The 25,786-nt window shown below is 69.2% G+C and carries 25 protein-coding genes and 1 tRNA gene; 17 read left to right on the top strand and 9 right to left on the bottom strand.

Translation table 11 applies throughout. The annotated features are described in order from the left end of the window. The first annotated feature begins 67 nt into the window (after positions 1–67). The 5 genes from ACX80H_RS14855 to ACX80H_RS14835 all read left to right on the top strand — a co-directional run bounded on the left by ACX80H_RS14855 (position 68) and on the right by ACX80H_RS14835 (position 4,435). Positions 68–694 (top strand): CDP-alcohol phosphatidyltransferase family protein, encoded by a 627-nt coding sequence (locus ACX80H_RS14855; RefSeq protein ID WP_459314173.1) that lies wholly within the window; start codon positions 68–70, stop codon positions 692–694. Next, positions 682–1,557, top strand: a complete 876-nt coding sequence (locus tag ACX80H_RS14850; protein WP_459314172.1) for a DMT family transporter — start codon at positions 682–684, stop codon at positions 1,555–1,557. The genes ACX80H_RS14855 and ACX80H_RS14850 overlap by 13 nt, the downstream gene beginning before the upstream one ends. A 49-nt stretch (positions 1,558–1,606) precedes the next feature. Beyond that, entirely contained in the window at positions 1,607–2,893 is a 1,287-nt protein-coding gene (locus ACX80H_RS14845; protein WP_459314171.1) for a glycosyltransferase, read from the top strand. A gap of 63 nt (positions 2,894–2,956) precedes the next feature. Next, positions 2,957–3,030: transfer RNA gene (locus ACX80H_RS14840), tRNA-Ile, on the top strand. Between the two features lie 214 nt (positions 3,031–3,244). Beyond that, on the top strand, positions 3,245–4,435 hold the full coding sequence (locus tag ACX80H_RS14835) for an acyl-CoA dehydrogenase family protein (protein WP_459314170.1): 1,191 nt from the start codon (positions 3,245–3,247) through the stop codon (positions 4,433–4,435). Here the strand turns inward: ACX80H_RS14835 and ACX80H_RS14830 are convergent. Then, on the bottom strand, positions 4,410–5,213 hold the full coding sequence (locus ACX80H_RS14830) for a M23 family metallopeptidase (protein WP_459314169.1): 804 nt from the start codon (positions 5,211–5,213) through the stop codon (positions 4,410–4,412). The genes ACX80H_RS14835 and ACX80H_RS14830 overlap by 26 nt on opposite strands. Positions 5,214–5,592: 379 nt before the next feature. Here ACX80H_RS14830 and rpsB point away from each other — a divergent pair, with 379 nt between their 5' ends. The 6 genes from rpsB (at position 5,593) to ACX80H_RS14800 (ending at position 10,851) form a co-directional block, all read left to right on the top strand. Continuing rightward, positions 5,593–6,513: a 30S ribosomal protein S2 gene (rpsB, locus tag ACX80H_RS14825; protein WP_459314168.1), complete on the top strand. Its 921-nt coding sequence runs from the start codon at positions 5,593–5,595 to the stop codon at positions 6,511–6,513. Between the two features lie 136 nt (positions 6,514–6,649). Further along, positions 6,650–7,486 (top strand): translation elongation factor Ts, encoded by an 837-nt coding sequence (tsf, locus tag ACX80H_RS14820; protein ID WP_459314167.1) that lies wholly within the window; start codon positions 6,650–6,652, stop codon positions 7,484–7,486. Between the two features lie 175 nt (positions 7,487–7,661). Continuing rightward, positions 7,662–8,402 carry a UMP kinase gene (gene pyrH, locus ACX80H_RS14815; RefSeq protein ID WP_459314166.1) on the top strand — a complete coding sequence of 247 codons (741 nt, stop codon included), beginning with the start codon at positions 7,662–7,664 and terminating at the stop codon, positions 8,400–8,402. 139 nt (positions 8,403–8,541) lie between these two features. After that, positions 8,542–9,099, top strand: a complete 558-nt coding sequence (gene frr / locus ACX80H_RS14810; RefSeq protein ID WP_301229937.1) for a ribosome recycling factor — start codon at positions 8,542–8,544, stop codon at positions 9,097–9,099. After that, a complete protein-coding gene (locus ACX80H_RS14805; protein WP_459314165.1) occupies positions 9,099–10,196 on the top strand; it encodes a phosphatidate cytidylyltransferase in 1,098 nt (365 codons plus the stop codon). The genes frr and ACX80H_RS14805 overlap by 1 nt, the downstream gene beginning before the upstream one ends. 79 nt (positions 10,197–10,275) lie before the next feature. After that, the gene (locus tag ACX80H_RS14800) at positions 10,276–10,851 is read left to right on the top strand and encodes a DivIVA domain-containing protein (RefSeq protein WP_459314164.1); all 576 of its coding nucleotides are present in this window, start codon (positions 10,276–10,278) and stop codon (positions 10,849–10,851) included. Positions 10,852–10,914: 63 nt separating this feature from the next. Here the strand turns inward: ACX80H_RS14800 and ACX80H_RS14795 are convergent, their stop codons facing one another. Genes ACX80H_RS14795 through ACX80H_RS14780 form a run of 4 tightly spaced genes read right to left on the bottom strand, consistent with a single transcriptional unit; the run spans position 10,915 to position 14,771 of the window. Then, positions 10,915–12,381: a sodium/solute symporter gene (locus ACX80H_RS14795; RefSeq protein ID WP_459314281.1), complete on the bottom strand. Its 1,467-nt coding sequence runs from the start codon at positions 12,379–12,381 to the stop codon at positions 10,915–10,917. 25 nt (positions 12,382–12,406) lie between these two features. Continuing rightward, positions 12,407–12,790: a DUF485 domain-containing protein gene (locus ACX80H_RS14790; protein ID WP_459314163.1), complete on the bottom strand. Its 384-nt coding sequence runs from the start codon at positions 12,788–12,790 to the stop codon at positions 12,407–12,409. Positions 12,791–12,844: 54 nt separating this feature from the next. Next, positions 12,845–13,564 (bottom strand): LytR/AlgR family response regulator transcription factor, encoded by a 720-nt coding sequence (locus ACX80H_RS14785; RefSeq protein WP_459314162.1) that lies wholly within the window; start codon positions 13,562–13,564, stop codon positions 12,845–12,847. Between the two features lie 19 nt (positions 13,565–13,583). Continuing rightward, entirely contained in the window at positions 13,584–14,771 is a 1,188-nt protein-coding gene (locus ACX80H_RS14780) for a histidine kinase (RefSeq protein ID WP_459314161.1), read from the bottom strand. A gap of 286 nt (positions 14,772–15,057) precedes the next feature. Here ACX80H_RS14780 and ACX80H_RS14775 point away from each other — a divergent pair, with 286 nt between their 5' ends. Then, on the top strand, positions 15,058–15,441 hold the full coding sequence (locus tag ACX80H_RS14775; protein WP_459314160.1) for a DUF485 domain-containing protein: 384 nt from the start codon (positions 15,058–15,060) through the stop codon (positions 15,439–15,441). Next, positions 15,438–17,075 carry a monocarboxylic acid transporter gene (locus ACX80H_RS14770; RefSeq protein ID WP_459314159.1) on the top strand — a complete coding sequence of 546 codons (1,638 nt, stop codon included), beginning with the start codon at positions 15,438–15,440 and terminating at the stop codon, positions 17,073–17,075. The genes ACX80H_RS14775 and ACX80H_RS14770 overlap by 4 nt, the downstream gene beginning before the upstream one ends. A 78-nt stretch (positions 17,076–17,153) precedes the next feature. Here the strand turns inward: ACX80H_RS14770 and ACX80H_RS14765 are convergent, their stop codons facing one another. Further along, on the bottom strand, positions 17,154–17,729 hold the full coding sequence (locus ACX80H_RS14765) for a TetR family transcriptional regulator (protein WP_459314158.1): 576 nt from the start codon (positions 17,727–17,729) through the stop codon (positions 17,154–17,156). A gap of 111 nt (positions 17,730–17,840) precedes the next feature. On the opposite strand from ACX80H_RS14765, the gene ACX80H_RS14760 reads away from it, so the two are divergent. Further along, positions 17,841–19,865, top strand: coding sequence for a glycoside hydrolase family 3 protein (locus ACX80H_RS14760; RefSeq protein WP_459314157.1), 2,025 nt, complete (start codon positions 17,841–17,843; stop codon positions 19,863–19,865). A 25-nt stretch (positions 19,866–19,890) separates the two neighbouring features. Here the strand turns inward: ACX80H_RS14760 and ACX80H_RS14755 are convergent, their stop codons facing one another. Then, entirely contained in the window at positions 19,891–20,367 is a 477-nt protein-coding gene (locus tag ACX80H_RS14755) for an Lrp/AsnC family transcriptional regulator (RefSeq protein WP_459314156.1), read from the bottom strand. 182 nt (positions 20,368–20,549) lie between these two features. Here ACX80H_RS14755 and pdhA point away from each other — a divergent pair, with 182 nt between their 5' ends. Genes pdhA through ACX80H_RS14740 form a run of 3 tightly spaced genes read left to right on the top strand, consistent with a single transcriptional unit; the run spans position 20,550 to position 24,495 of the window. Further along, the gene (pdhA, locus tag ACX80H_RS14750) at positions 20,550–21,740 is read left to right on the top strand and encodes a pyruvate dehydrogenase (acetyl-transferring) E1 component subunit alpha (RefSeq protein ID WP_459314155.1); all 1,191 of its coding nucleotides are present in this window, start codon (positions 20,550–20,552) and stop codon (positions 21,738–21,740) included. Next, on the top strand, positions 21,740–22,762 hold the full coding sequence (locus ACX80H_RS14745) for an alpha-ketoacid dehydrogenase subunit beta (RefSeq protein WP_459314154.1): 1,023 nt from the start codon (positions 21,740–21,742) through the stop codon (positions 22,760–22,762). The genes pdhA and ACX80H_RS14745 overlap by 1 nt, the downstream gene beginning before the upstream one ends. Then, on the top strand, positions 22,759–24,495 hold the full coding sequence (locus ACX80H_RS14740; RefSeq protein ID WP_459314153.1) for a dihydrolipoamide acetyltransferase family protein: 1,737 nt from the start codon (positions 22,759–22,761) through the stop codon (positions 24,493–24,495). Before ACX80H_RS14745 ends, ACX80H_RS14740 begins: the two co-directional genes overlap by 4 nt. A 67-nt stretch (positions 24,496–24,562) precedes the next feature. Here the strand turns inward: ACX80H_RS14740 and ACX80H_RS14735 are convergent, their stop codons facing one another. Together ACX80H_RS14735 and ACX80H_RS14730 are read right to left on the bottom strand one after the other, a co-directional pair. Beyond that, complete coding sequence (locus tag ACX80H_RS14735; RefSeq protein WP_459314152.1) at positions 24,563–25,030, bottom strand: GNAT family N-acetyltransferase; 468 nt, start codon at positions 25,028–25,030, stop codon at positions 24,563–24,565. A 110-nt stretch (positions 25,031–25,140) separates the two neighbouring features. Next, positions 25,141–25,752, bottom strand: a complete 612-nt coding sequence (locus ACX80H_RS14730; protein ID WP_459314151.1) for a TetR/AcrR family transcriptional regulator — start codon at positions 25,750–25,752, stop codon at positions 25,141–25,143. Between the last annotated feature and the right edge of the window lie 34 nt (positions 25,753–25,786).

The following is a 25,786-nucleotide window of genomic DNA, read 5'->3' as shown; positions in this document are numbered from 1 at the left end:
AGCCCCGCACCGCGGGAGGCCACGGGGGAGCGGCCGTTCCACTGCATAATGGGGTGGGGAGGCACAGGTGACGAAATCGATCGGGGCCGGCGCGCGGTCCGGCAGCGAGGGCACTGAGCTCGCGACGGCATGGACCCTGCCCAACTTCATCACCATCGTCCGCTTCCTTGGCGCCCCCCTGTTCGTCTGGTTCATCACCCAGCAGCGGTACGGGGCGGCAGTCCTGACCCTCTGCATCGTCGGGTCCACCGACTGGGTCGACGGCTACATCGCCCGTCGCCTGCACCAGGTGTCCGTCGTCGGGAAGTGGCTGGACCCCCTGGCCGACCGTACCGCCCTGATCGTCGTCGCCGTCACATTCGTCGTGGACGGCATCGCCCCGGCGTGGCTCGTCTGGGCCATCGTCATCCCGGATGTCCTCCTCATCATCAACGCTCTCGTCCTGTTCCGCGGGCCCCTGCATCTCCCCGTCGCCACGATCGGCAAGATCCGGACCGCGCTGCTGCTCGTCGGAGCACCGCTGCTCCTGCTGCACCGCGTCGAGGGCTTCGGACAGGAATGGATCCTGATCGTCGCCCAGGGGCTGCTCGCCGCCGGGTGCGCGCTGCACCTCGCCGCGTTCTACGTCTACTTCACCGCAGCCCACCGCAAGTACCGGCTGGAGCGGGCCGAGCAGCAGTCGTGCAGTTCCTAGCCATCGTGCTCGCGCTGCTGGGCGCGGTCTTCCTCGCGTTCGGAGCGCAGCGGCAGGGCAGTGCCGTGCGGGCGAACACGGGCGGGCTGTCCCTCAGCTCGTCCGGATTCGCGCGCCTCCTCGCCAATCCGCGCTGGCTGTTCGGCCTCTTCCTCCTGGGGGCGGGGATGGCCCTCAACGTCGTCGCGCTGAGCCTGGCGAGCCTCACGGTCGTCCAGCCCATCGGCGCGATCGCGCTGGTCATCACCACCGTGGTCAACTCCAGGGACCAGGGCATCCGCATCAACCGCCCCACGGTCGCCGCGATCACCGGGTGCGTCAGCGGCAGCGCCCTCTTCGTACTGCTCGCCGTGAACGTCACGCGCGAGAACCACTCCATCGATCCTGCCCAGGAACTGTCCGTGGTGCTCCTGCTCGGCGCCGCCGTCGTGGTCTTCGGCTCCCTGGCGGTGCTCGGCCGGCACCGGCTCAATGCCTTCGCCTACATCCTCGGGGCCGGTGTCCTCTTCGGGTTCGTCGCGGTCCTGACGAAGGTCGTCGCCGGGCACCTGCTCGATCCGAACGGCCGGTTCCTGCTGAATGTCCCGTTCCTGAGCCTCGTGGCACTCGCCGGGGCCGCGGCCCTCGGATCCTGGTTCGTGCAGAGCGCCTACGCGACAGGCCCCCCCGATCTCGTCATCGCGGGGCTCACCGTCATCGATCCCATCGTGGGCATCGCCGTCGGGATCACCATCCTCGGAGAACTCCAGCCGGATGTGCAGACGGTCACCGCCCTGGGCATGGGCTCGGCTGCCCTCGTTGCTATTGTGGGGGTCGTTGCCCTGTCACGACATCATCCCGACGTCGTGAAGAGGCAGCGCTGACACGACCTGCACCAGTTCCGTCCAGCACACCGACGTAGGGGATCCACGCGTGAGTTACCCGGTTGATTACAAACCCCTGACCATCCTGATCGCCGCGGACACGTATCCGCCCAACGTGAACGGCGCGGCGCAGTTCGGGTACCGGCTCGCGAAGGGCATGAGCGGACGCGGGCACACCGTGCACGTCCTCGCGCCCCGGGCGTCCAACGGCAGGAGCTTCACCGAGCCGGGGGGTGACTGGGCGGTCCACCGCCTCCGTTCGCACAGTGTTCCGACACACGACTACTGGCGCATCTGCTACCCGTGGGAGATTCGACGGGACATCAGCCTGCTCTTCGACCAGGTGCAGCCCGACGTCGTCCACATCCAGTGCCACTACATGGTGGGGGAGTACACGCTCTACGAGGCGGTCAAGCGCGGCATCCGCGTGGTGGCCACCAACCACTTCATGCCCGAGAACCTCAATCCCTTCCTGCCGTTCCCCGAGTGGCTGAAGCAGATCGTCGCGAAGAACTCGTGGAAGGACATGGGCAAGGTGATGGCCAAAGCTGCCGCCGTGACCACGCCGACCCCCCTCGCCGCGAAAGCCATGCGGGACCACGCCTTCCTCACCGAGGTGCTGCCCGTCTCGAACGGGATCGACTCCGCCGCCTACGAACTGCAGCCCGGCGAGACGATCGAGCCCCACCAGCACCCCACCGTCCTCTTCGTGGGACGGCTCGCGGAGGAGAAGCACGTCAATGTGCTGATCGACGCCGTGGCCAAGACCCCCGAGCACCTCCGCGTCCACCTGGAGATCGTCGGCGGCGGTGAGGTGAAGGCCGCCCTGCAGGCGCAGGCCGCCCGCCTCGGCATCAGTGACCGTGTCATCTTCCGGGGCCTGATCGATGACGAGGAACTGCGCAGGAGCTACATCCGCGCCTCCCTGTTCTGCCAGCCCGGGACGGCGGAACTGCAGTCGCTCGTCACGCTCGAGGCGATGTCCGCCTCGACGCCCGTGCTGCTCGCCGACGCCATGGCGCTGCCGCACCTGGTGTCCGACGGCAAGAACGGCTTCCTTTTTCCCCCCGGGAATTCCGTCGAACTGGCCCGCCGCATCACCGAGATCCTCGAACTGTCGCCCGAGGACCAGGAGAAGATGGGAGCGGCGAGCCGGGAGATGGTGAACAAGCACGACATCAACGCGACGCTCGCGACCTTCGAGGGGCTCTACTACGGGACCCTCTCCACGCACGGGACGCCCAGTGGCTCGGCCCACGGTTCGGCTGATGAACCGGCAGGGGAATCGGCCGACGAGCACGCCGACAGCGAGGCGGACGCCCTCCGCTTACAATGAAACCTGCGTTCGGTGCCCCGGGGAACAGTCCGGGACCGACGCATCGGGGGCAGCACGCTCCTGGGGGCTGTAGCTCAGCTGGTTAGAGCAGCGGACTCATAATCCGTTTGTCCTGGGTTCAAGCCCCAGCAGCCCTACCGACCGGGTCGAGCACGACCCTCGCGAATGCGCCATCCACGCCAGTGGGTGGCGCATTCGTGCTCACCGGGCCCACCTCCCGCCGGCGCTCCGCTGTGATTCACTGGCGCCCTAAGTTACCGGCGAGTAACATAGGGCCATGAGCGCGTCGCGCCCGTCAGGCTGTCCGCCTGGAGTGTGCTGGTCGCCGATGACCAGAGGAAGGGAATTCCGATGAGCAAGACGTCGATCGATGTCAACGACCTCCCGTACCCGGGCGGCGACTTCTACGCGTTCGAGGAACTGCTGTCCGACAAGGAGCGCTCCCGGCTCGAAGAGATCCGATCCTGGCTCGCCCTCGAAGTCCGGCCGAACGCCGTCGCCTGGTGGAACCAGGGTTCCTTCCCGCAGGAGCTCATCCCGAAGATCGCCGCACTCGATCCGGTGAGCCCCGTGCACCGCCAGGGCTACTCCAGCCTCTTCGCCGGCATCACCCACGCCGAATTCACCCGGGCGGACACCTCCTTCGCCACCTTCCTCGGCGTCCACGACGGCCTGTTCACCGGCTCGATCGAATTGCTCGCCTCGAAGGAGCAGCAGGAGGAGTGGCTGCCCGACATCTACGCCCTCCGGAAGATCGGGGCCTTCGGACTGACCGAACCGCTCGGCGGCTCGGACGTCGCGGGAGGAACGCGGACCACGGCGCGCCGGAACGGTGACTCGTGGACCCTGAACGGCGCCAAGCGCTGGATCGGCAACGCCACCTTCTCCGACTGGGTGGTCATCTACGCCCGGGACCTCGAGGACAACCAGGTCAAGGGGTTCCTGGTGGACACGACGACCCCCGGTTTCACCTCGACGAAGATCGAGAACAAGATCGCCCTCCGCTCCGTCGAGAACGCGGACATCGTCCTGGACAACGTCGTCGTCTCCGACGATTTCCACCTGAAGGGCGCGAACAGCTTCCGGGACACGAACAAGGTCCTGAAGGTGACCAGGCTCGCCGTCGGGTGGCAGGCCGTGGGCCAGCAGCTCGCAGCCTTCGACGTGGCACGCCGCTACGCGGTGGAGCGCGAGCAGTTCGGCAGGCCCATCGCCAGCTTCCAGCTCGTCCAGCAACAGCTCGTCCAGATCCTCGGCAACGCCATGAGCTCCATGGGCATGATGGTGCGCCTCTCCCAGCTCGAGGACGCAGGCAAGGCGAAGGACGAGCAGTCGGCCCTCGCGAAGGCCTTTACCACCGCCCGCATGCGCGAGAGCGTCGCCGCAGGACGCAACATCCTGGGCGGCAACGGCATCGTCACCGACTACGAGATGGCGAAGATCTTCTCCGACGCGGAGGCCATCTACTCGTACGAGGGCACCCAGGAGATCAACACGCTCGTCGCGGGCAGGTCCATCACGGGCATCGCCGCCTTCGTCTAGGGGATGCGCGGCGGCGAAGGGGTTGGACGGGCACCGTCCGACCTCTTCCTGCTTCCCGGTGCGAGCGTCCGCCGTCCAGTGGAAGGAGCACCGAGGGGCGCCGGTCCATCACGAAGGACAGCGGGTCCACGTAGTAGCCGTCCACACGGACGCCCCAGTGCAGGCACGGCTGCCCGCAGTGCCCCGGAGCGACGCCGGCCGCCGGCCCGGCGAGTATCGCCACGGCGTCACCCCGGCCGACCCGCCCGCCTTTCACCAGGTCCGTCGAGACGGGCTCGAAGCTGCTGATCCGCCCGCCGCCATGATCGATCGACAGTACCCCGCGGTCCACGACGATTCCTGCGAAGGAGACGACCCCGTCGGCGGGACTCAGGACGATGACCGGCCCGCCGACACCTCCGGAGAGGTCCACGCCCCGGTGGCCTCGTTTCCACGGCTGCGGCGGCTTCTCGAAGGGCCGCAGCACCTCCGGAACCGGGGTCAGCGGCCAGGACCATTCGGGGACGAAGTCTGCTGCGGCCCCGGCAGGAACAGCTGCGTTGCCGGCCAGCACCAGGGCCAGCACCAGGACCATGATCGCGGGAACGCCGGTGCCGGTCACGATCCCCGGGCAACCCCGACGGAGCGCGGCGCGGAACACCCTCGCGGGGCAACCCGCGCGGACGGGGGTGCGGACGGGGATGCGGACGGGGATGCGGGCGGGGCGGGGTGCCAGGAGACCTATCATGAGGGAACCCTGCCGGACGCGCACGCCGGAGGAGACGGCGACCGGAGCCATGTGGACAACCGCGGCCCCTGAATCGCGACGGCCCTGAATCGCAACGGTCCGGGGGCAGGGGACCGCCGTCGTCGGGCCCGGTCCGGTGCTGGCGCTGTAGTACACTGGGACGAGCAGTCTGCTGCTCCCACCTCCTCGTGCCTAGAGCGTCGTCGCGGGATGGGATCCTCAGGCTGACTACGCGTGCCTGCGATTCAGTACCCACGAAGGGTGCCGAAGTGCCCGCCCTGCGGTCCGGCGAAGTCCGGAAGGGGAGGGGACGTCTCCGACGACGACCAGGCACCAGGACGTACCAGCCACCCCGGCCGGTACCGAGATAACCGTCAACAAGCTTCCGGCGGCGCCGCGCGCCCGAGCCGAAGCTGAAGAAAGGCAGAAAATGCCAGTCGTAACCATGCGCCAGCTGCTCGACAGCGGCGTCCACTTCGGTCACCAGACCCGCCGTTGGAACCCGAAGATGAAGCGCTTCATCTTCACCGAGCGCAACGGCATCTACATCATCGATCTCCAGCAGTCGCTGGGCTACATCGACCGCGCGCACGAATTCGTGAAGGCCACCGTCGCCCACGGCGGAACCGTCCTCTTCGTCGGCACGAAGAAGCAGGCCCAGGAAGCGATCGCCGACCAGGCGACCCGCGTGGGCCAGCCCTACGTGAACCAGCGCTGGCTCGGTGGAATGCTCACCAACTTCCAGACGGTCTCCAAGCGCATCCAGCGCATGAAGGAACTCGAAGAGATCGACTTCGACGACGTCGCCGGCTCGGGCCACACGAAGAAGGAGCTCCTGCTCCTCAAGCGTGAGCTCACCAAGCTGCAGAGCAACCTCGGCGGTATCCGCAACCTGACCAAGGCCCCCTCGGTCGTCTGGGTTGTCGACACCAAGAAGGAGCACCTCGCCATCGACGAGGCCAAGAAGCTCAACATCCCCGTCGTCGCGATCCTCGACACCAACTGCGATCCGGACGAGGTCGACTTCCCGATCCCGGGCAACGATGACGCCATCCGCGCCGTCAACCTCCTCACCCGCGTCATCGCGGACGCCGTGGCCGAAGGCCTCATCGCCCGCAACAACCGCGCGAACGGTAACGACGCCGCAGCGGCCGAAGAGCCCATGGCCGAGTGGGAGCGCGAACTGCTCGAGAGCGGCTCCGATGCTCCTGCCGCCGAGGCAGCAGCTCCGGCGACCTCCGAGTCGCCCGCCGCGGACCAGGCTCCCGCCGAAGCCGAGGCGCTCGCTGCCGAAGCTCCCGCAGCTGCAGGCCTGCCTGCCGAGGAAGTCTCCTCCAGCGACACCAAGTAGTCCTCGTTGCGTAAGGGGTGTGGGTCAAACCACGCCCCTTACGCATGTTCCGCAGGCGGTCACCGCGTGACGCCTGCGCCGCGGGCGTCGGGCCCGCGGTAGCTCTTCGTAGATCCACATCAACTTAGGAGTTCGTATGGCAAATTTCACTGCCGCTGACATCAAGGCCCTGCGCGAGCGCACGGGTGCCGGCATGATGGACGTCAAGAAGGCCCTCGACGAAGCCAACGGCGACGCCGACAAGGCCCTGGAACTGATCCGCATCAAGGGCCTCAAGGGTGCCACGAAGCGCGAGGGCCGCTCGACCGCCGAGGGCCTCGTCGCCGCTCGCGTCGACGGCAACGTCGGCGTCATGGTCGAGGTCAACTGCGAGACCGACTTCGTCGCGAAGGCCGGCCCGTTCATCGACTTCTCCAACAAGGTGCTCGCCGCCGCCATCGAGTCCGGTGCCGCCGACGTCGAGAGCCTCCTGTCCTTCGAGCTCGACGGCAAGCCCGTCTCCGAGCACGTGATCGAAGCCGGTGCACTGCTGGGCGAGAAGGTCGACGTCCGCCGCATCGCGCGCGTCGAGGGCCAGATCGTCGACGCCTACCTGCACAAGACGTCCAAGGACCTTCCCGCCCAGGTCGGCGTGCTCTTCGCCGTCGAGGGTTCCGGTGACTCCGCTGTGGAAGCCGCGCATGACGTCGCAGTCCACATCGCCGCCTACGCGCCCACGTACCTGACCCGCGAGGACGTCCCCGCCGAGCTGGTCGAGTCGGAGCGCCGCATCGCCGACGAGACCGCACGCGCCGAGGGCAAGCCCGAGCAGGCCCTCGCGAAGATCGTCGAAGGACGCCTCACGGGCTTCTTCAAGGAGGGTGTCCTGGTGGACCAGGCATTCGCCAAGGACGCGAAGAAGTCCGTCGCCACGGTGCTTTCCGACGCCGACGCCAAGGCCACGGCCTTCGCACGCTTCCGCGTCGGCGCCTAGGCACCAGGCCGAGGCCCAGCACGAAACGAAGGGCGGCCGCCATCGAGGTGGCCGCCCTTTCCTGCGCTCGGGAGGCGCACCGTATCCTGTAACGGGTCCGGCAACATCCCGCACCTCGCACCGCCCGCCGTCCGACCAGGGACGGCCGACAAACCAACGCCACGGGAGGCACTTCATGGACACCACTTCCACCGCTCCGACGGGTGGTACCGGGGGCCGGCGCCGGGTCCTCCTCAAGCTCTCCGGTGAGGTCTTCGGCGGCGGCAAGCTGGGCGTCGACCCGGAGACCGTCCGGTCCGTGGCCAAGCAGATCGCAGCCACAGTGGGCGACGTCGAGGTCGCCATCGTCGTCGGCGGCGGCAACTTCTTCCGCGGCGCCGAACTCTCGCAGAGCGGCATGGACCGCTCGCGCGCCGACTACATGGGCATGCTCGGGACCGTCATGAACTGCCTCGCCCTGCAGGACTTCCTCGAGCAGGACGGCGTCGAGACACGCGTGCAGAGCGCCATCACGATGGGGCAGGTCGCCGAGGCGTACATCCCGCGGCGTGCCATCCGCCACCTCGAGAAGGGACGCGTGGTCATCTTCGGTGCCGGCGCGGGCCTTCCCTACTTCTCCACCGACACCGTGGCAGCGCAGCGCGCCCTGGAGGTCCACGCGGACGAGGTCCTGATGGCGAAGAGCGGCGTCGACGGCGTGTACACCGCTGATCCGCACAAGGATCCGACGGCTCAGAAGCTCGACACGCTGTCCTACGACGAGGCCCTGCGCCGTGATATCCGCGTCATGGACCAGACCGCCATGACGATGTGCAAGGACAACAAGCTCGCGATGGTCGTGTTCGGCATGGAGGGCGAAGGCAACGTCACGCGCGCCATCCGCGGCGAGAAGCTCGGCACGCTCGTCACCGTCTAGCCGGACGCCTACCTGTTCGCGGGGGGGCGATGGCGCCCTGCCGGTGCCGGGACATCGCGCGTCCCCGCCTGGGGGCTTGAACTAGGATTGAACACTGGAACGGTTGCCGGGCAGCCGACTGCGGACCGAAGGAGACATTGTGATCGAAGAGACCTTGCTGGAAGCCACCGACAAGATGGACAAGGCCGTGGAGGTTGCCAAGGACGATTTCGCCACGGTCCGCACCGGGCGTGCCAATGCCTCGCTGTTCTCCAAGGTGGTGGTGATGTACTACGGCGCTCCCACCCCGCTGCAGCAGCTGGCGTCCTTCCAGAACCCCGAAGCCCGCACCCTGCTCATCACGCCGTTCGATCGGGCCTCGCTCAACGACATCGAGAAGGCGCTGCGTGATTCCGATCTCGGCGCCAACCCGTCCAACGACGGCAACGTGATCCGGGTGGTCCTTCCCGAGCTGACGCAGGAGCGCCGCAAGGAATACGTGAAGCTGGTGAAGACCAAGGCGGAGGACGCCAAGATCTCCATCCGCAACATCCGCCGCAAGGCGAAGGACGGCATCGACAAGGCCGTCAAGGACGGCGACTCGGGCGAGGACGAGGGCTCACGCGCGGAGAAGGAACTTGACGCGCTGACCAAGTCCCGCGTCGACCTCATCGACGACCTGCTGAAGCGCAAGGAAGCAGAGCTGCTCGAGGTCTGATGGCAGACCTCGATCCTCCCGGCGCCGGCCTCGGGCGACCAACGGGCCCCGACGCCGGGACAGACACCACCCGCGCTGTCGTCGTCTCGTCCGACGTGGCGGCATCGGGTGCTGCACACAGCGGTGCCGCGTCCGCCGCGTCGCCGAAAGCAGCGCCGGGTGCTGGAGACGGCGCGCCCGGTGCCGTACCCGGCCCCGGACCGCGCAGGGCGCCCGGTGCCGGGCGCGCATCCGGCCACGGGCTGTTCCGGCGTCGCCGTCCCATCCGCGAGCCGGGCAAGCCCTCGCGCGCCGGCCGCAACCTCCCGGCCGCGTTCGGCGTCGGGGCGGGACTCCTGATACCGGTCCTCGTGGGCCTGCTGTTCTTCCCGATCGTCTTCGTGGGCATCGTCACCCTGTTCGGCGCAGTCGGCGTCTGGGAGATCTGCCGTGCGCTCGAGATCCGGCGCATCCACGTGCCCCTCGTGCCCACCCTCGCCGGCGCCCTGGTCCTTCCGTCCTCCGCCTATTTCGGCGGATCCGAGGGCCTCGCCGTCGCCGCGGTCTTCTCCGTGGTCGGCCTCTTCCTCTGGCGTTCGCTCGATCCCGCCCCCGACGCCGGGAAGAGCCTCATGGCCGGTGCCTTCGCCGTGCTGTGGGTGCCGTTCATGCTGAGCTTCGCGATGCTGCTGATGCGCGCGGAGGGCGGATTCCTCGTGATCGCGACGCTGCTGCTGCTCGTCGTCGCGAACGACACCTTCGGCTACCTCATCGGGGCGTTCTTCGGCAAGCACGCCATGGCGCCGAAGATCAGCCCCAAGAAGTCCTGGGAGGGCTTCGGCGGATCGATCGGCGGGGCTCTCGTGGTCGGCGGCCTGTGCGCCGTGTTCCTGTTGGGGCAGCCGCTGTGGGTCGGACTGGTCCTCGCCGTCGCCATCGTGGCGTCTGCCACTGCCGGCGACCTCGCGGAATCGATGATCAAGCGTGAACTCGGCGTGAAGGACATGAGCACCATCCTGCCCGGCCACGGCGGGGTCATGGACCGCCTCGACTCGATCGTCTTCGCGTCCCCGATGGCGTACCTGCTGTCCGCTACATTTGTACCGGGGATGATGTAGCCGCAGGTCAGCGGCGGAAAGCCCCGGAGCCGGACGGCTCCCGCACGGTCTCACGAAACACTCGCCAGAAGGACTGACCATGGATGTCGCCCGCCCGGGCAGTTCCCCGTTCGCACGCGTCGGACGCCGGGAGTTCGGCTACAACACGCGGCAGGTGGACCGCTTCCTGACGAAGGCCCGCGCCCACTACAACGCGGAACATCCCGACGGCGCCATCACGAGCACGGATGTCCGCGGCATGTCCTTCGACCCGGCCCGGGGCGGCTACGAGCCCTCCGCCGTCGACGCTGCGCTGGACCGGCTCGAGGATGTCTTCGCGCAGCGGGAACGCGACCGTGTCATCGCCACGGAGGGCGAGGAGGCGTGGCTGCGGATGATCGGCCGCACCGCCGCAGTGCTCCGCAGGCGCCTGCGCCGCCCCGCGGGGGAGCGCTTCCGCCGCCCGACGAGGACGAAGAGCCCGAGCTACAACGTCGAGGACGTCGACCGCCTGTGCGACGAACTCCTCCAGTACCTGGAGAACAGCGTCCCGATGAGCGTCGACGTCGTCCGCCGGGCCGTGTTCCGGGAGGCCAGGGGTGCGGACGGCTACGAGGAGAACCAGGTGGACGTGTTCCTGGAGCGCGTGGTGGAACTCATGGCGGGCATCGACTGACATCCGCCTGACATCCGACTGACGACCGGCTGACGCCGCCTGGCGGCCGTGCGACCGGCAGGGTCAGTGCGGCTCTGGGGTGTGCAGGCGGGCGAGCACGCGGGAGGCGGATGCCGGCCGCCGCCCCGCCGTCGCCCGCGAGACGAGCACCATGGTGAGGAACGCCGTCGGCACGGTCCAGAGCGCGGGTTGGTCCAGCACCACCCACCGGTCGTCGGCACCCGGCCCCAGCAGTGCCGCTCCAGCGATCGCGCCCCCGCACAGCACCGCTCCGGCGAGCATCCCCGCGACGGCTCCCGCATCCGTCAGCCCGCGCCACCAGATCCCGAGGAGCAGCAGCGGGCAGATGGTGGAGGCCGTGAAGGCGAATACGGAGCCGACGCTGCCGGCCAGCGCCAGGCTGTCCGTCAGCAGGGCGAGGACGAGCGGGACGAGCGCCGAGAGGAGTGCTGCCCGCCGGAAGCCCGCGACGCTGCCCTGGAAGAACTCCTGGCTCACCACGCCGGCGAGCGACACCACGAGTCCGCTCGTCGTCGAGAGGAACGCCGCGAAGGCACCCGCGGTCACCAGGGCGGACAGCAGGTCGCCGGCGGCGCCGTCGAAGATGCGGCCCGGCAGCAGGAGGACCGTGGCGTCCGCCGCTCCCTCCGCCGCGAGCTCCGGCAGGTAGATCCTCCCCAGGATCCCGTACACGGTGGGGAACAGGTAGAACACGGAGAGCAGGCCGAGGACGATCAGCGTCGTCCGCCGTGCCGACGCGCCGTCGGGGTTCGTGTAGAACCGGACGAGGACGTGGGGCAGCCCGAGGGTCCCGAACAGGAGCGCGATGACCAGCGAGATGGTGCCGTAGAGGGACGCGTCCGCCGCCGCGTCGAGGTCGGCGGTGAAGGCGCTCCCGCCTGCGGTGACGGGTCGGCCCTCCGCGGCGAGGCGGACGAGGATGAACGCCGCCGGAACCGCGAGGGCCGTGAGCTTGAGCCAGTACTGGAACGCCTGCACGAAGGTGATCGAGCGCATCCCTCCGGTCACCACGCTGAGGCACACCACGACGACGACGGCGAGCGGGCCCACCCAGTCGGGAAGGCCCGTGGTGATCCGGACGGTCAATGCTGCGCCGTGCAGTTGCGGGACGATGTATAGCCAGCCGACGACGACGACGAGCATGCTCGTCACGCGGCGCACCAGCAGCGAATCGAGCCGTGCCTGCGCGAAGTCCGGGATCGTGTACGCCCCGGAACGGCGCAGGGGAGCGGCGACGAACAGCAGGAGCATGAGGTACCCGGCGGTGTAGCCGATCGGGAACCAGAGGGCATCCACGCCGGAGATCATGATGAGGCCCGCGATACCGAGGAAGCTGGCCGCGGACAGGTACTCGCCGCCGATGGCGGAGGCGTTCCACCAGGGGCGGACGGTGCGCGACGCAACGTAGAAGTCGCCGGTGGTCCGCGAGATGCGCAGGCCGTAGATGCCGATCAGCACGGTGCAGAGCGCGACGAGGACGAGCGCCGTGTAGCCGATGGCGGGGCTCAGCTGCAGGCCCTCGTTGTGCAGGGCCTCAGTCATCGTCCACGAGGTCCTGGAAGCGGCGCTCGTTGCGGGACGCACTGCGGACGTAGAGGACGGCGCACCCGATGACCAGGGGATAGACCCCGAGGCCGAGCAGCAGCCAGGGGATGGGCACCGTCAGGATCGTCACGCCGTTGATCGCGGGGAACAGCGCGAGCAGCACCGGGATGCCGATGAGGATGACCAGGAACCCGCCGGCCACCACGAGGGCCAGGCGCAGCTGCGACCGGATCAGGGACGTGACGAACAGCTGGCCCACCTCGGACTGCTCGGCCATCTCGCGTGCCACGGGGAAGGAAGCCCCGGTGGCGCGGGCGGCCGCCCTGGGTGCGGTGACCCGGACGCGGCGGGGATCCTCCGGACGGTCGTGCATCAGAGGGACTCCTCCCGGGGGAGGGCCACGGCTGGAAACGGACCCACGCGGCCGTCAGTGGCTCGGACGGAGGCGGGTCGCCTCGAGCTTCTCCCGGACGTCGGGAAGGTGTCGGCGGCTGACCGGCAGCTCGGCGTCGCCGACGAAGAGGCTGGCGCGGCCGGCACCGATTCGGACCTTCCGCACCTGGTCCATTGCCACGAGGTAAGAGCGGTGCGTCCGGAGGAACCCGGCCTCGGCCCACTGGCGCTCGAGGTCGTTGAGGGGGATGCGGATCAGGTAGCTCGCCTCGGAGGTGTGCAGGCGGGCGTAGTCGCCCTGCGCCTGGACGTAGCGGACGTCGTCGCGCCGGATCATCCGGCTCACGCCGCCCTGGTCCACGGTGATCACCTCGGGCGCCGCCGTCGAGCCTTCCATGCGTTCGCAGACCCGCCGGACGGACTCGGCGAGCCGCTCTGTCCGGACGGGTTTGAGGAGGTAGTCGACGGCGCGCAGCTCGAACGCCTCGAGTGCGCGGTCCTCGTCGGCGGTGACGAAGACGACGGCGGGCGGACGGGGAAATCGCGAGATCGCACGGGCGATGTCGAGCCCGGACAGGGACGGCATGTGGATGTCGAGGAACAGGGCGTCCACGTCGTGCTGCTCGAGGGTCCTCAGCGCCTCCGCGCCGCTCGACGCGCGGTGGATCGTGCCGATCCGGGCGTCCTTGCCGAGCAGGAATGCCAGTTCCTCGACGGCGGGGAGTTCATCGTCGGCGATGATGACATTGACCATGAACCCTAGGTTACGCGTCTCACGCCTGGTGGTCGGGTTGCGACTTGGGCACGCGCATGGTGATCAGGGTGCCCGCGCCGGGTGCCGTGTCGATGATCAGGCCGTGGTCGTCGCCGTACACCTGGCGCAGGCGCGAGTCCACGTTGCGCAGGCCCACGTGGACGCCCTCTGTATGGCCCGCGAGGACGGACCGGAGGTGCTCCGGCTCGATGCCGACGCCGTCGTCCTCGATGGTCACCTCGGCGAAGGCCCCGACGTCGTGGGCTGTGATGGTGATGTTCCCGACGCCGTCCTTCGAGTCGAGGCCGTGGCGGACCGCGTTCTCCACCAGGGGCTGGAGGCTGAGGAAGGGGATGACGGTGCTGAGGACCTCCGGGCCGATCTCGAGACGGACCTTCAGCCGGTCCCCGAAGCGTGCGCGCTCGAGCAGGAGGTAGCGGTCGATGCTGCGCAGTTCCTCGGCCACCGTGGTGAAGTCGCCGTGGCGGCGGAAGGAGTAGCGGGTGAAGTCGGCGAACTCGACCACGAGCTCGCGGGCCCGCTGCGGGTCCGTATTGATGAAGGACGCGATGGCGTTCAGCGAGTTGTAGATGAAGTGCGGGCTGATCTGCGCACGGAGGGCACGTACCTCCGCCTCCGCCAGCAGCCGCCGGGACGAGTCCAGCTCCGCGAGCTCCACCTGCGTGGACACCCAGCCCGCGAGTTCGTTCGTGGCGCGGACGAGTCCGGCGTTGACGTCTCCCGCGAAGGCGCCGACGGTGCCCACCACGCGCTTGTCCCCGCGGACCGGGGACAGCACGAGTTCGCCGAGGCCGGTCAGGCCCACCGCGTCGAGGCGCTGGCGGCGGAAGATCTGGGTGCGGCCGCTCTCGAGGACCTGCCGGACCAGCGGCATCACGTCGGGCGCGGGCGTGCGCCCACCGTCCCAGGCCAGCACGCCCGCGTCATCGCTGATGAGGAGGATGTCGCAGCGCAGGAGTCCGCGCAGGTGGCGTGCCGCCTTCGGCGCCCCGGCCGGCGTGAGGCCCTCGCGCAGGTGCTCGGAGGCAAGGGCGGCCGTGTGGAGGGTGTCATAGGTGGCGCGGTCGGCATCGGAGCCGAGATCCCGGTAGGAGCGTGAGAGGCGGAACCCGAGCGAGGCCACGACGGCCAGGGTGATGATGGCGACGGCGCACACCAGCGCGGTGTCGACGGCGGCGCTGAACATGGCTTCAGCCTAACCTCCGGGCTGTCCGCCCGACGGGAAGGGCAGCAGGAGGCGACGGGAAGGGGAGCAGGAGGCGGCGGTCCCGGCATGGGCCCCCGAGGGCAGCGCTCGCCACGCCTGCCGACCGTTCGGCGCATCGTGCCGGTCACTCACCGACGGGGTGCGGTGCGCTGCTGGTGACGGTCGTCGTCGTGCCGCACAGTGATGGGAGTCACACCGACGTGCCTTTGTGCGCGGCGACGGGGCCGCGCGGCGGCCGGCGTGACGTCCGATAGAAGGAGGAACAATGGGTTCGCACCCAGTCGAGCCGGTACCCGGCTCCGGTTCTGCCGTCGACTTCACCGAAGTCCAGCAGACCGAGCAGTTCAAGGACCTGCGCAAGCGTCATCGCAGCTTCGTCTTCCCCATGGCAGTGTTCTTCCTGCTCTGGTACTTCGCCTACGTGCTGCTGGCGGACTACGCGCACGAATTCATGGCGACGCCCGTGATCGGCAACATCAACATCGGCATCATCCTCGGGCTGCTGCAGTTCGTCAGCACCTTCGCGATCACCATGTGGTACGTGAGCTACGCCAACAGGCGTCTCGACCCGATCGCCGCGACCATCCGCCATGAGCTCGAGGAAGCGGCGCCCGAAGTATTCATCGACCCAGCAGGCGGAAAGAAATGATCTCCATCACCAGTGCGGGCGTCCGCGTGCCGCTGCAGACCACCGAGGCGACGACCGTCGGATCACCGGTACTGAACATCGCCATCTTCGGCCTGTTCGTCGCGATCACGCTCGTGATCGTGCTGCGCGCCAGCCGCAACAACAAGACCGCGGCCGACTACTACGCGGCCGGCCGCTCGTTCACCGGCGGACAGAACGGCACGGCCATCGCCGGTGACTACCTCTCCGCCGCGTCCTTCCTCGGAATCGTCGGCGCGATCGCCATCAACGGCTACGACGGTTTCCTGTACTCCATCGGTTTCCTCGTCGCCTGGCTCGTGGCCCTGCTCCTGGTCGCGGAACTCCTCCGTAACACCGGCAAGTTCACGATGGCCGACGTCCTGTCCTTCCGGCTCAAGCAGCGCCCCGTGCGCATCGCGGCGGCCATCACCACCCTCGCCGTCTGCTTCTTCTACCTCCTCGCCCAGATGGCCGGCGCGGGCGGACTGGTCTCGCTCCTGCTGGGCATCAACGACCGGCTCGGCCAGTCGGTCGTCATCACCGTGGTCGGCGTCCTCATGATCATGTACGTGCTGATCGGCGGCATGAAGGGCACCACCTGGGTGCAGATCATCAAGGCCTGCCTGCTGATCGCCGGTGCGTTCATCATGACCGTCTGGGTCCTCGCGCTGCACGGCTTCAACCTCTCCACGCTGCTGGGTGCCGCGATCGAGACCTCGGGCAACGCCGCCATCACGAGCCCGGGCCTGCAGTACGGGCTGACCTCCACCACGCGCCTGGATTTCCTGTCCCTGGCGCTCGCGCTGGTCCTCGGCACCGCTGCACTGCCGCACGTCCTCATGCGCTTCTACACCGTCCCGACCGCGAAGGAGGCCCGCCGCTCGGTGGTCTGGGCCATCTGGCTGATCGGCGCGTTCTACCTCTTCACCCTCGTCCTGGGCTACGGCGCCAGCGCCCTCATCGGGTCCGAGCGCATCCTCGCTGCCCCGGGCGGCGTGAACTCCGCGGCACCGCTGCTCGCCTTCGAACTCGGTGGCTCGGTACTTCTGGGCCTGATCTCCGCCGTCGCGTTCGCCACGATCCTGGCGGTCGTCGCCGGCCTCACCATCACGGCAGCCGCCTCGTTCGCCCATGACATCTACGCGAGCGTCATCCGCAAGGGCAAGGTCGACCCCGACGGCGAGGTCAAGGTGGCCCGCCGCACGGTGATCGTGATCGGGCTGCTGTCGATCCTCGGCGGCATCGGCGCACAGGGCCAGAACGTGGCGTTCCTCGTGGCGCTCGCCTTCGCCGTGGCGGCCAGCGCCAACCTGCCGACGATCCTCTACTCGCTCTTCTGGCGGAAGTTCAACACCCAGGGAGCGGTCTGGAGCATGTACGGCGGCCTCGGCTCGGCGATCCTCCTCATCGCCCTCTCGCCCGTCGTCTCCGGCGGCGAGAAGTCGATGATCCAGGGGGCGGACTTCTCCCTGTTCCCCCTGAGCAACCCGGGCATCGTCTCCATCCCGCTCGCGTTCTTCCTCGGCTGGCTGGGCACCACGCTCTCCAAGACGAAGGAGGACCCGATGAAGCAGGCCGAGATGGAAGTACGGTCGCTCACCGGCGTCGGCGCCGAGAAGGCAACCGACCACTGACGCACACTCCGCAGGACGAGCGAGGCCGCCCCACCCGGAGCGGCCTCGCTCGTCTTAAACGCGTTCGTGGTGCGGGGGCTACGGTTCCAGGAGCCGGAGGACGCCGGCCAGTGCGGTCGGCATACTCACTTCCGGGTCGTACAGCCACTGGAGCTGAATGCCGTCGAACACGCCGATGACGATCCGCGCGGCGTCCTCGGGGGAGATGTCCGCGCGGATCTCACCGCGGGCCTGCGCATCGGCGATGTTCCCGGCGGTCCTCTCGACGAGCCAGGCATAGCGGTCCCGGAAATAGTCCCTGGCGGCGTGTCCCGGCCGCGTGGCGGTGGCGGATGCCACGGCGAACAGCGCGGTCAGGCCGGGATGCCGCTCATTGTGCTCGGCGATGCCCGGCAGGTCTGCGAGGGCTATTCCCGCTCCGCCGGACCGGACGATGTTCTGCTCGTCGCGGTCGGCGAGCACCGCGGTCAGCAGGTCCTGCTTGCCGCTGAAGTAGTGGAACAGCGTTGCTTCCTTGATACCCGCCCGCTCCGCGACGAGCTTGAGGGTGGTGCCCTCGAACCCCTCCGCGGCAAAGACGTCCGCAGCGATCCTCAGCAGGTCGCGACGCCGCTCGATGCCCTTGGCATAGGTGCCCGGCGCCTTTCCGCTCATGCGTCGAGTGTAAGGGGTGGCCCGCAGCCGCAGCACAAAACCCAGTGTCGCTCGGTTTTGTGTAACCTGTTTCACACCAGGACAACCTGTACCCATTACGAAGGAGTAATCATGGGCAAGAATCCGGACGCGGGAACGAGCCGCGATGCGGCCTCGCGCAAGAGCGCAGCACGCAGGCGTCGAGGTCCCGTCGCCGCCGTCACAGCCGGCGCACTGCTGGCGACGATCCTCGCATCAGGGTCGGCGGCCGGCGCAGCTCCCCAGCAGAAGATCCGCCAGCCGGCACTGGACAGCAGGTCCGCGGAGATCATCGCCGTGGACGGCCGGTCCTTCCGCGACCTCGACGGGAACGGCGCGCTGACGCCGTACGAGGACTGGCGCCTCACCCCGGAGGAACGCGCGACGGACCTCGTCGCACGGCTCTCCCTCGAGGAGAAGGCCGGGCAGCTCATGCACGCCTCCCTGACCGGCAGGGGGACCTACGACCGCGCGGCGTTCTCCCGGCTCCTCGCGGAGCGCCACATCACCACGTTCATCTCCCGGCTCGGGGTCGACGCGGGAACCCTCGCGAGCGAGCACAACGACCTCCAGGCGCTCGCAGAACAGCAGCCGTTCGGCATCCCCCTGAAGATCAGCACCGACCCGCGCAACGGCTTCACCGTCACGGAGGGGCAGACCGTCTCCAACGGCGACTTCACCCCGTTCCCCGACCCGATCGGCATGGGAGCGGTGGATGATCCGGAGACCACCAGGGCCATGGCCGACATCATCCGCAGGGAGTACCGCGCGGTCGGTATCCACGAGGCGCTGTCCCCGCAGGCGGACCTCGCCACCGAGCCCCGGTGGACCCGCATCAACGGGACGTTCGGTGCCACGGGCGAGGAGGTGCGCGAGCACGTCCAGGCCTACGTCGAGGGGATGCAGGGCGGATCGGCCGGCCTCGCCCCGGACAGCGTCGCCACGGTCGTCAAGCACTGGGTGGGCTACGGCGCCCAGATCAACGGCTACGACAGCCACTACTACTACGGCCGGTACGCGGCGTTCCCCGGCAACAACTTCGAGGAGCACCTGACCCCCTACGACGGCGCCTTCGCCGCCGGGGCCTCGGGCATCATGCCGACCTACTCGATCCTGCAGGACCTGGAGCGCAACGGGACGGCCGTGGAGCAGGTCGGCGCGAACCACAACGAGTACCTCCTGCAGGACGTGCTGCGCGGGGAGTACGGGTTCGACGGCGTCATCACGTCGGACTGGGGCATCGCCAACGACTGCCCGGCGTCCTGCCTGGCACTCCGTCCGCCGCTGTCGTTCGTCGGGGCACACGGAGCGGGCATGCCCTGGGGCGTCGAGGACCTGACGCTGGCCGAGCGCTACGCGAGTGCGGTCAACGCGGGCGTCGACATCATCGGCGGCAGCGACAAGCCGCAGTACATCCTCGAGGCCGTGGGCCAGGGGCTGCTCGGCGAGGACCGCGTGGACGAGGCGGCCCGGCGCGTCCTCCAGCAGAAGTTCGAGCTCGGACTCTTCGAGAACCCCTACGTCGACGGAAGCGCGGCAGAGCGGATCGTCGGAAGCACCAAGTCGGCGAAGGCCGGCGACGCGGCGCAGGCTGCATCGCTGACCCTGCTGGGCAACGACGGCGTCCTGCCGGTGTCCCGCAGGGACGTCCGGAAGGTCTTCCTCTCCGGGATCGACGCCGACGCCGCGCGCGACGCGGGCTTCACCCCCGTGGCCACGCCCGCCGAGGCGGACCTCGCCGTCGTCCGGCTCGCCGACCCGCGCGGCGGGGCCGACCTGACGGACCTCGACTTCAGCGGTGACGAGGCGGACTACCAGGCGCTGCTCGCCGCGTCGGACGCCGGCGTCCCGACGGTCGCCGTCCCGAACCTCGGACGGCCGCTGATCCTCGGCAACGTCGTCGAGCACGCGGACGCGGTCCTTGCCGACTACGGGGTGTCCGACAGCGTGCTGCTGGACGTGCTGCGCGGCAAGGAGGAGCCGGGCGGACGTCTGCCGTTCGAACTGCCGTCCTCGATGGCCGAAGTCGAGGCCCAGCTGCCCGACGTGTCGAACGACACCGCCAACCCGCTGTTCCCGGCCGGGTTCGGCCTGTCCTACACGCGAAGCGGCCGCTGACCGGTGCGGCGTCCTGGCCGGGAGGTCAGGACGCCGAGCGCGGGCCGCGCGCGAGCAGCGGCTCGACGCGGAAGGGGATGAGCTCGCCCATGGCGAGTGAGGTGTCGCAGCGCTCCACACCGTTGCACGCAAGGATCTTGCCGTTGATCCGGAAGAGGTCCTCGGCGTCGACGGCGACCACGCGGACCAGGATGTCGGCCTGCCCCGTCAGCCCGAACGCCTCGATGACCTCGGGGACGGCAGCGATGCTGTGCGTGATGGACGCCAGCTTCTGCTGCTGCACGTGGACGTGGATGAAGGCGGTCAGCGGGTAACCGAGCGACACCGTGTTGATGCGCCGCTCGAAGGAGAGGAAGACCGCCTTCTTCTCGAGCTGCGCCATCCTCGCCTGGACCGTGTTCCGTGACAGCCCCAGCTTCTGCGCAAGGGCCACCACGGTCCGGCGGGGGTCCTTGGCCAGGGCCTGCAGCAGCCGCGTGTCGGTGAGGTCGAGGGGTTGCATAGTGCGCAACGCTAACACGGCCTGAAGGGGCCGAATAGTGCATAGTGCTCAGCCCGGGACAAAACAGTTGTGCCACCTGTTCGGCGTGAGTAGGGTCACAATCACTCCGGGCAAAGGCGCCCAGAGTCCCTCCTCACGGGTCGCCCGCGGAGGGTTGCCTGCGAGTGTGAAGGTTGCGTGCGATGACCCAGGACGGCGCCCGGCCAGGATCGGGATCCACCGGCGGAGACGACGACGCAGGACCGGCGAGCGGGCTGGTCCTCCCTGGCCCCGCCCGCCCCGGCGCGGACGAGCCCGTCCAGCTCATCGACCCCTCCGGGGTCCGCCACCCGCACGGACACTACGACCGTCTCGTGGCCGACGTCGACGGCGCCGCCCTCCGGAAGCTCTACGAGGACATGGTGGTGGTGCGGCGCATCGATGCCGAAGCCACCGCGCTGCAGCGCCAGGGCGAGCTGGCACTCTGGCCGCCGCTCCTCGGGCAGGAAGCCGCCCAGATCGGCTCAGGCCGCGCCCTGCGCACGGACGACTTCGTCTTCTCCAGCTACCGCGAGAACGGCGTCGCCTACTGCCGGGGAGTGGACCTCGCGGACATCCTGCGCGTCTGGCGCGGCAACGCCGCCTCGGGGTGGGACCCCTACACGATCAACATGGCGACGCCCCAGGTGATCATCGGAGCCCAGACCCTCCACGCCACGGGCTACGCGATGGGCATCATCAACGACGGCGCGGACTCCGTCGCGGTGACCTACTTCGGGGACGGAGCCACGAGCCAGGGCGACGTCAACGAGGCCATGGTCTTCGCCGCGAGCTACCAGGCGCCCGTCGTCTTCTTCTGCCAGAACAACCACTGGGCCATCTCCGAACCGGTGGGCCTGCAGGCGCACGTGCCGATCGCGCGCCGGGCGCCGGGCTTCGGCATCCCGTCCGTGCGCGTCGACGGCAACGACGTCCTCGCGTGCCTCGCCGTCACGCGCGAGGCCCTCGCCCGGGCGCGCTCCGGCGGCGGCCCCACCTTCATCGAAGCCATCACCTACCGCATGGGTCCGCACACGACGGCGGACGACCCCACGCGCTACCGCGACCCGAACGAACTCGAGGACTGGGCGGCCCGCGATCCGCTGGCACGGCTCGCCACCCTGCTCGACTCGCTCGGCCTCCTCGACGCCGACTACACGGACGCGGTGAAGGCCAGGGCCGACGCCGTCGCCGCGGAACTGCGCGAAGGGTGCCTCTCGATGCCCGAGCCGGCGCCGTCGGACGTCTTCCGCCACGTCTACAGCGCACCGCACTCGGAGCTCGACCGCCAGCAGGACCACTACGAGCGCTATCTCGCCTCCTTCGACCAGCCAGCACAGGAAGGACACCGCTGATGTCCACCATGACCTTCGGCCGCGCGATCAACGCGGGCCTGCGACGCGCCATGGACGACGATCCCAAGGTGGTCCTGCTGGGCGAGGACATCGGCCGGCTCGGCGGAGTCTTCCGTATCACCGACGGGCTGCAGAAGGACTTCGGGGCGCACCGCGTGATGGACACCCCGCTCGCCGAGGCGGGCATCATGGGCACGGCCGTCGGCATGGCCTACCGCGGCTACCGCCCGGTGGTCGAGATCCAGTTCGACGGTTTCATCTACCCGGCGTTCGACCAGATCGTGAGCCAGGTGGCCAAGCTGCACTACCGGACGCGGGGTGCGGTGAGGATGCCCATCACCATCCGCGTGCCCTTCGGCGGCGGCATCGGTTCCCCGGAGCACCACTCGGAGTCACCCGAGGCCTACTTCACGCACACGTCGGGCCTGCGCGTGGTGAGTCCCTCCAACCCGCAGGACGCCTATTCGATGATCCAGCAGGCCATCGCCAGTGACGACCCGGTGCTGTACTTCGAACCCAAGCGCCGCTACCACGTCAAGGGCGAGGTCGACGAGGCCGGAGACCTGTCGGCGTCGGACATGGGTGCCGCCCGCGTGGTCGCCGAGGGAAGGGACGTCACGCTGGTCACCTACGGGCCCCTCGTGCCGACGGCACGCGACGCCGCCATCGCAGCCTCCGACGACGGCATCTCGATCGAGGTCATCGACCTGCGCTCACTCGCACCGATCGACTACCCCACGGTGGAGGCCTCGGTGCGGAAGACGGGCCGGCTGGTCGTCACGCACGAGGCCGCCCGGTCGGGCGGCCTCGGCGCGGAGATCGCCGCCAGCATCACGGAGCGGTGCTTCGACTACCTCGAGCACGCTCCCGTCCGTGTCACGGGTTTCGACATCCCCTATCCCTACTCCAAGCTCGAGTTCCACCACCTGCCCGACCTCGACCGCATCCTCGACGGCGTGGACCGTGTACTGCGCCGGCCGAACTCCCTGAGCGGACTGGACATGGAAGGACCGGCACTGTGACGGCGGCACCGGGAACAGCACCTGGAACAGCGCCGGCGACGGCGGCACCAGGAACGGAGAGTCGGATCCGGGAGTTCCGGCTCCCGGACCTCGGCGAGGGCCTGACCGAGTCGGAGATCCTCCAGTGGCACGTCGCCGAGGGCGACACCGTCGAACTGAACCAGATCATCGCCGACGTCGAGACCGCCAAGGCCGTCGTCGAACTGCCGTCGCCCTATGCCGGCGTGGTGGTGCGCCTGCACGAGGCGGCGGGCACCGTCGTCGACGTCGGATCGCCGATCGTCTCCTTCGAGGTGGCGTCCGACGACGACGCCCCGGTGCCCCAGGCCCAGCCCTCAGCTTCCTCCGCTCCGTACCCGCCGGCTTCCGCAATCAGTTCCGCGGCCGGTTCTGCGGTCAGTTCCGCGACCGGTTCCGTGATCACGTACCCGGCGGAGAGCGACGAAGCCCCCGCGAGGCGGGAGCCCAACCTCGTGGGGTACGGTGCCGCCGTCGAGAAGGGCGGGCGTCCGCAGCGCCGGAACCGGACGTTCCGGCCCACAGCGCCCGAGGCTTCCGTACCTCCGGCACCTGTACCCACAGCACCGCCGGTGAGTGCGGCAGTGCAGCCCGCAGCCCCGGTGACGTCGCCTGTACCGCCTGCCTCGCCAGCGGTGTTTGCACCGGCTGCACCGATAGCATCGCCGGCGTCGCCTGGTGCACCTGCGAATCCGGGAATGGCGCGGAGCGGGGAGCGGCCGCGGTCCACCCCGCCGGTGCGGAAGCTCGCACGGGACCTCGGGATCACTCTCGATGCCCTGACCGGCACGGGCCCGGGGGCCCTGATCACGCGGGAGGACGTCCTCGCCGCGCTCGCGGGCACCGCGGGAAGCCCCGTACCACCGAGCGCAGCGTCGGCAGCGACGGCGTCACCAGGCGCCGCTCCGGTAACGTCAGCAGCACTGGCCGCGCCGCCGGCATCAGCGCCACCGACAGCGCCGTCAGCCGCAGCGCCGGCACCTCCGACCGGCACTGCATCCCCGCATGCATCAGCGGGGGAGGCCCGGACGCCGATTCGGGGGATGCGGAAGCACACCGCGGCTGCCATGGTGGCGAGCGCGTTCACGGCGCCGCACGTGACGGAGTTCCTCACCATCGACGTCACACCCACGATGGACCTGCTGGCGGAGCTGAAGGGCGCCCGGGCATTCGAGGGCGCGAAGGTGACGCCGCTGACCATCGTGGCGAAAGCGGTGTGCATCGCGATCGCCCGCAACCCCACCCTCAACTCGTCGTGGGACGAGGCCGCCCAGGAGATCGTCCAGTACGCGGACGTGAATCTCGGCATTGCCGCCGCGACGCCGCGAGGCCTGCTAGTGCCGAACATCAAGGCCGCGCAGGCCCTGACGCTGGTGGACCTCGCCCGGGCGATCGCGACGCTGACGGAGACGGCCCGGGCGGGCAGGACTCTGCCGGCCGACCTCGCGGGCGGAACGGTCTCGATCACCAACATCGGAGTGTTCGGCATCGACGCCGGCACGCCGATCCTGAACCCGGGCGAAGCGGCCATCCTGGCCGTGGGTGCGGTCCGCAGCATGCCGTGGGAGTACCAGGGCACCATCGCGCTGCGGTCGGTCCTGACGCTCAGCCTGTCCTTCGACCACCGGCTCGTCGACGGGGAGCAGGGATCCCGGTTCTTGGCCGACGTCGGCGCGATCCTCCGGAACCCGGCGATGGTCCTGACGATGATCTAGCTGTACGGATGGTCCAGCCGGGCGCCCGCGCCGCCAGGACGACCAGTACGGAGCCCTCGACGGGAGGCTACGGCAGTTCGAGGATGAGTTCCCGGACCACGGCGCCGCGGGCAGGGGCGAAGCCCTGCGTCTCGCCGACCTGCTGGAAGCCCCAGCGCTCGAGGATCCGAATGGAACTCGCATTGTCGGCCACGGCCCGCGCGCGGATGGGCCGCTGGGTCACCTCGTTGAGGAACTGGCCGACGGCGGCCGTGGTGATGCCCTGTCCCCAGCGGGAGCGGTCGATCCAGTAGCTGATCTCCGGGGTCCCGTCGTGGTGGTAGGCGAGGATGCTGCCCACCACCTCGCCGTCCGAGAGGATGGTGCGCACCGTGATCTTGCTGTCGTTCAGGATGTCCTGCCAGTGGTGGTCGAAGACGCCCCGGTCCGAGGGGTTCTTGGCGCCGAAGGCCGCCATGTGGTTGGCGCTGGGGTCCAGCTGGTGCGAGAAGAAGGCGTCGATGTCGGAGGCTTCAACGGGACGTAGCGTGATCACAGCGGTACTTTCAGTCGGTGGAGTGGCCGGGCGGGCAGCGCGGCCGATACTTCTCGTGGCTTCAGCGTACTAGGCGACCGCGCATGGGTGGCGGCGGCGCGATTCCGGCGTCATACGGTCAGGGCGGCCCAGGCCATGTCCTGCAGCAGGTCCCGCAGCGCCCCGAGCTCACGCCCGGAACTCGTCCCGTGCGCGGTGTGGGGAGTGGAATTTATCAGCCCGAACACGGCGTGGACCTTGCGTCGCAGCAGCGACCGGTCGGTGTCCGGGAGGTAGTCGGCGAGTTGGTCCACCCATACCTGCACGTAGCTCCGCTGCAGGGAGCGGACCATGCGTTCGTCGTCGTGCGCCAGTGAGCCGAGGTCCCGGTCCTGCACGCGGATGACGTCGGCGTTGGTCAGGGCGAACGCCACCTGGAAGCGGATCAGCCCCCGGAGCGCCTCCTCCGGGGAGGACGCGCCGTCGGCGACCGCCCGCCCGCCCTCCAGCAGGTCCTCGCTGACGCCGGTGAGCAGGGCGGAGAGCACCGACGGCTTGCCGGGGAAGTGCCGGTAGACCGCCGGCCCGCTCACTCCCGCAGCGGCGCCGAGGTCCTCGATGGACACCCCGTTGTAGCCGCGGTCGGCGAACAGGTGCGCCGCAGCGTCGAGGAGCGCCGCGCGCCGGGTGGCCTTCGCGATGCTCCGGCCCGTCACGCGGTCTTCGGTGGGCAGTGCCTCCATGCAGGTCCTTGTCGTCCGCGGGGGAGTTGTCCCA

It is taken from the genome of Arthrobacter pasteuri (assembly GCF_054510955.1).
The sequence above is the reverse complement of the archived record's forward strand: the minus strand, read 5'-3'. Positions and strand labels throughout refer to the sequence as shown.

Coding starts and splice junctions, on each gene's coding strand:
- ACX80H_RS14765 (WP_459314158.1), bottom strand. CDS start 17,729: ATGAGCGGAAAGGCGCCGGGCACCTATGCCAAGGGCATCGAGCGGCGT.
- ACX80H_RS14770 (WP_459314159.1), top strand. CDS start 15,438: ATGATCTCCATCACCAGTGCGGGCGTCCGCGTGCCGCTGCAGACCACC.
- ACX80H_RS14745 (WP_459314154.1), top strand. CDS start 21,740: ATGTCCACCATGACCTTCGGCCGCGCGATCAACGCGGGCCTGCGACGC.
- ACX80H_RS14775 (WP_459314160.1), top strand. CDS start 15,058: ATGGGTTCGCACCCAGTCGAGCCGGTACCCGGCTCCGGTTCTGCCGTC.
- ACX80H_RS14755 (WP_459314156.1), bottom strand. CDS start 20,367: ATGCAACCCCTCGACCTCACCGACACGCGGCTGCTGCAGGCCCTGGCC.
- tsf (WP_459314167.1), top strand. CDS start 6,650: ATGGCAAATTTCACTGCCGCTGACATCAAGGCCCTGCGCGAGCGCACG.
- ACX80H_RS14785 (WP_459314162.1), bottom strand. CDS start 13,564: ATGGTCAATGTCATCATCGCCGACGATGAACTCCCCGCCGTCGAGGAA.
- pdhA (WP_459314155.1), top strand. CDS start 20,550: ATGACCCAGGACGGCGCCCGGCCAGGATCGGGATCCACCGGCGGAGAC.
- ACX80H_RS14800 (WP_459314164.1), top strand. CDS start 10,276: ATGGATGTCGCCCGCCCGGGCAGTTCCCCGTTCGCACGCGTCGGACGC.
- ACX80H_RS14835 (WP_459314170.1), top strand. CDS start 3,245: ATGAGCAAGACGTCGATCGATGTCAACGACCTCCCGTACCCGGGCGGC.
- ACX80H_RS14790 (WP_459314163.1), bottom strand. CDS start 12,790: ATGCACGACCGTCCGGAGGATCCCCGCCGCGTCCGGGTCACCGCACCC.
- rpsB (WP_459314168.1), top strand. CDS start 5,593: ATGCCAGTCGTAACCATGCGCCAGCTGCTCGACAGCGGCGTCCACTTC.
- ACX80H_RS14780 (WP_459314161.1), bottom strand. CDS start 14,771: ATGTTCAGCGCCGCCGTCGACACCGCGCTGGTGTGCGCCGTCGCCATC.
- ACX80H_RS14830 (WP_459314169.1), bottom strand. CDS start 5,213: ATGGCTCCGGTCGCCGTCTCCTCCGGCGTGCGCGTCCGGCAGGGTTCC.
- ACX80H_RS14760 (WP_459314157.1), top strand. CDS start 17,841: ATGGGCAAGAATCCGGACGCGGGAACGAGCCGCGATGCGGCCTCGCGC.
- ACX80H_RS14805 (WP_459314165.1), top strand. CDS start 9,099: ATGGCAGACCTCGATCCTCCCGGCGCCGGCCTCGGGCGACCAACGGGC.
- ACX80H_RS14730 (WP_459314151.1), bottom strand. CDS start 25,752: ATGGAGGCACTGCCCACCGAAGACCGCGTGACGGGCCGGAGCATCGCG.
- pyrH (WP_459314166.1), top strand. CDS start 7,662: ATGGACACCACTTCCACCGCTCCGACGGGTGGTACCGGGGGCCGGCGC.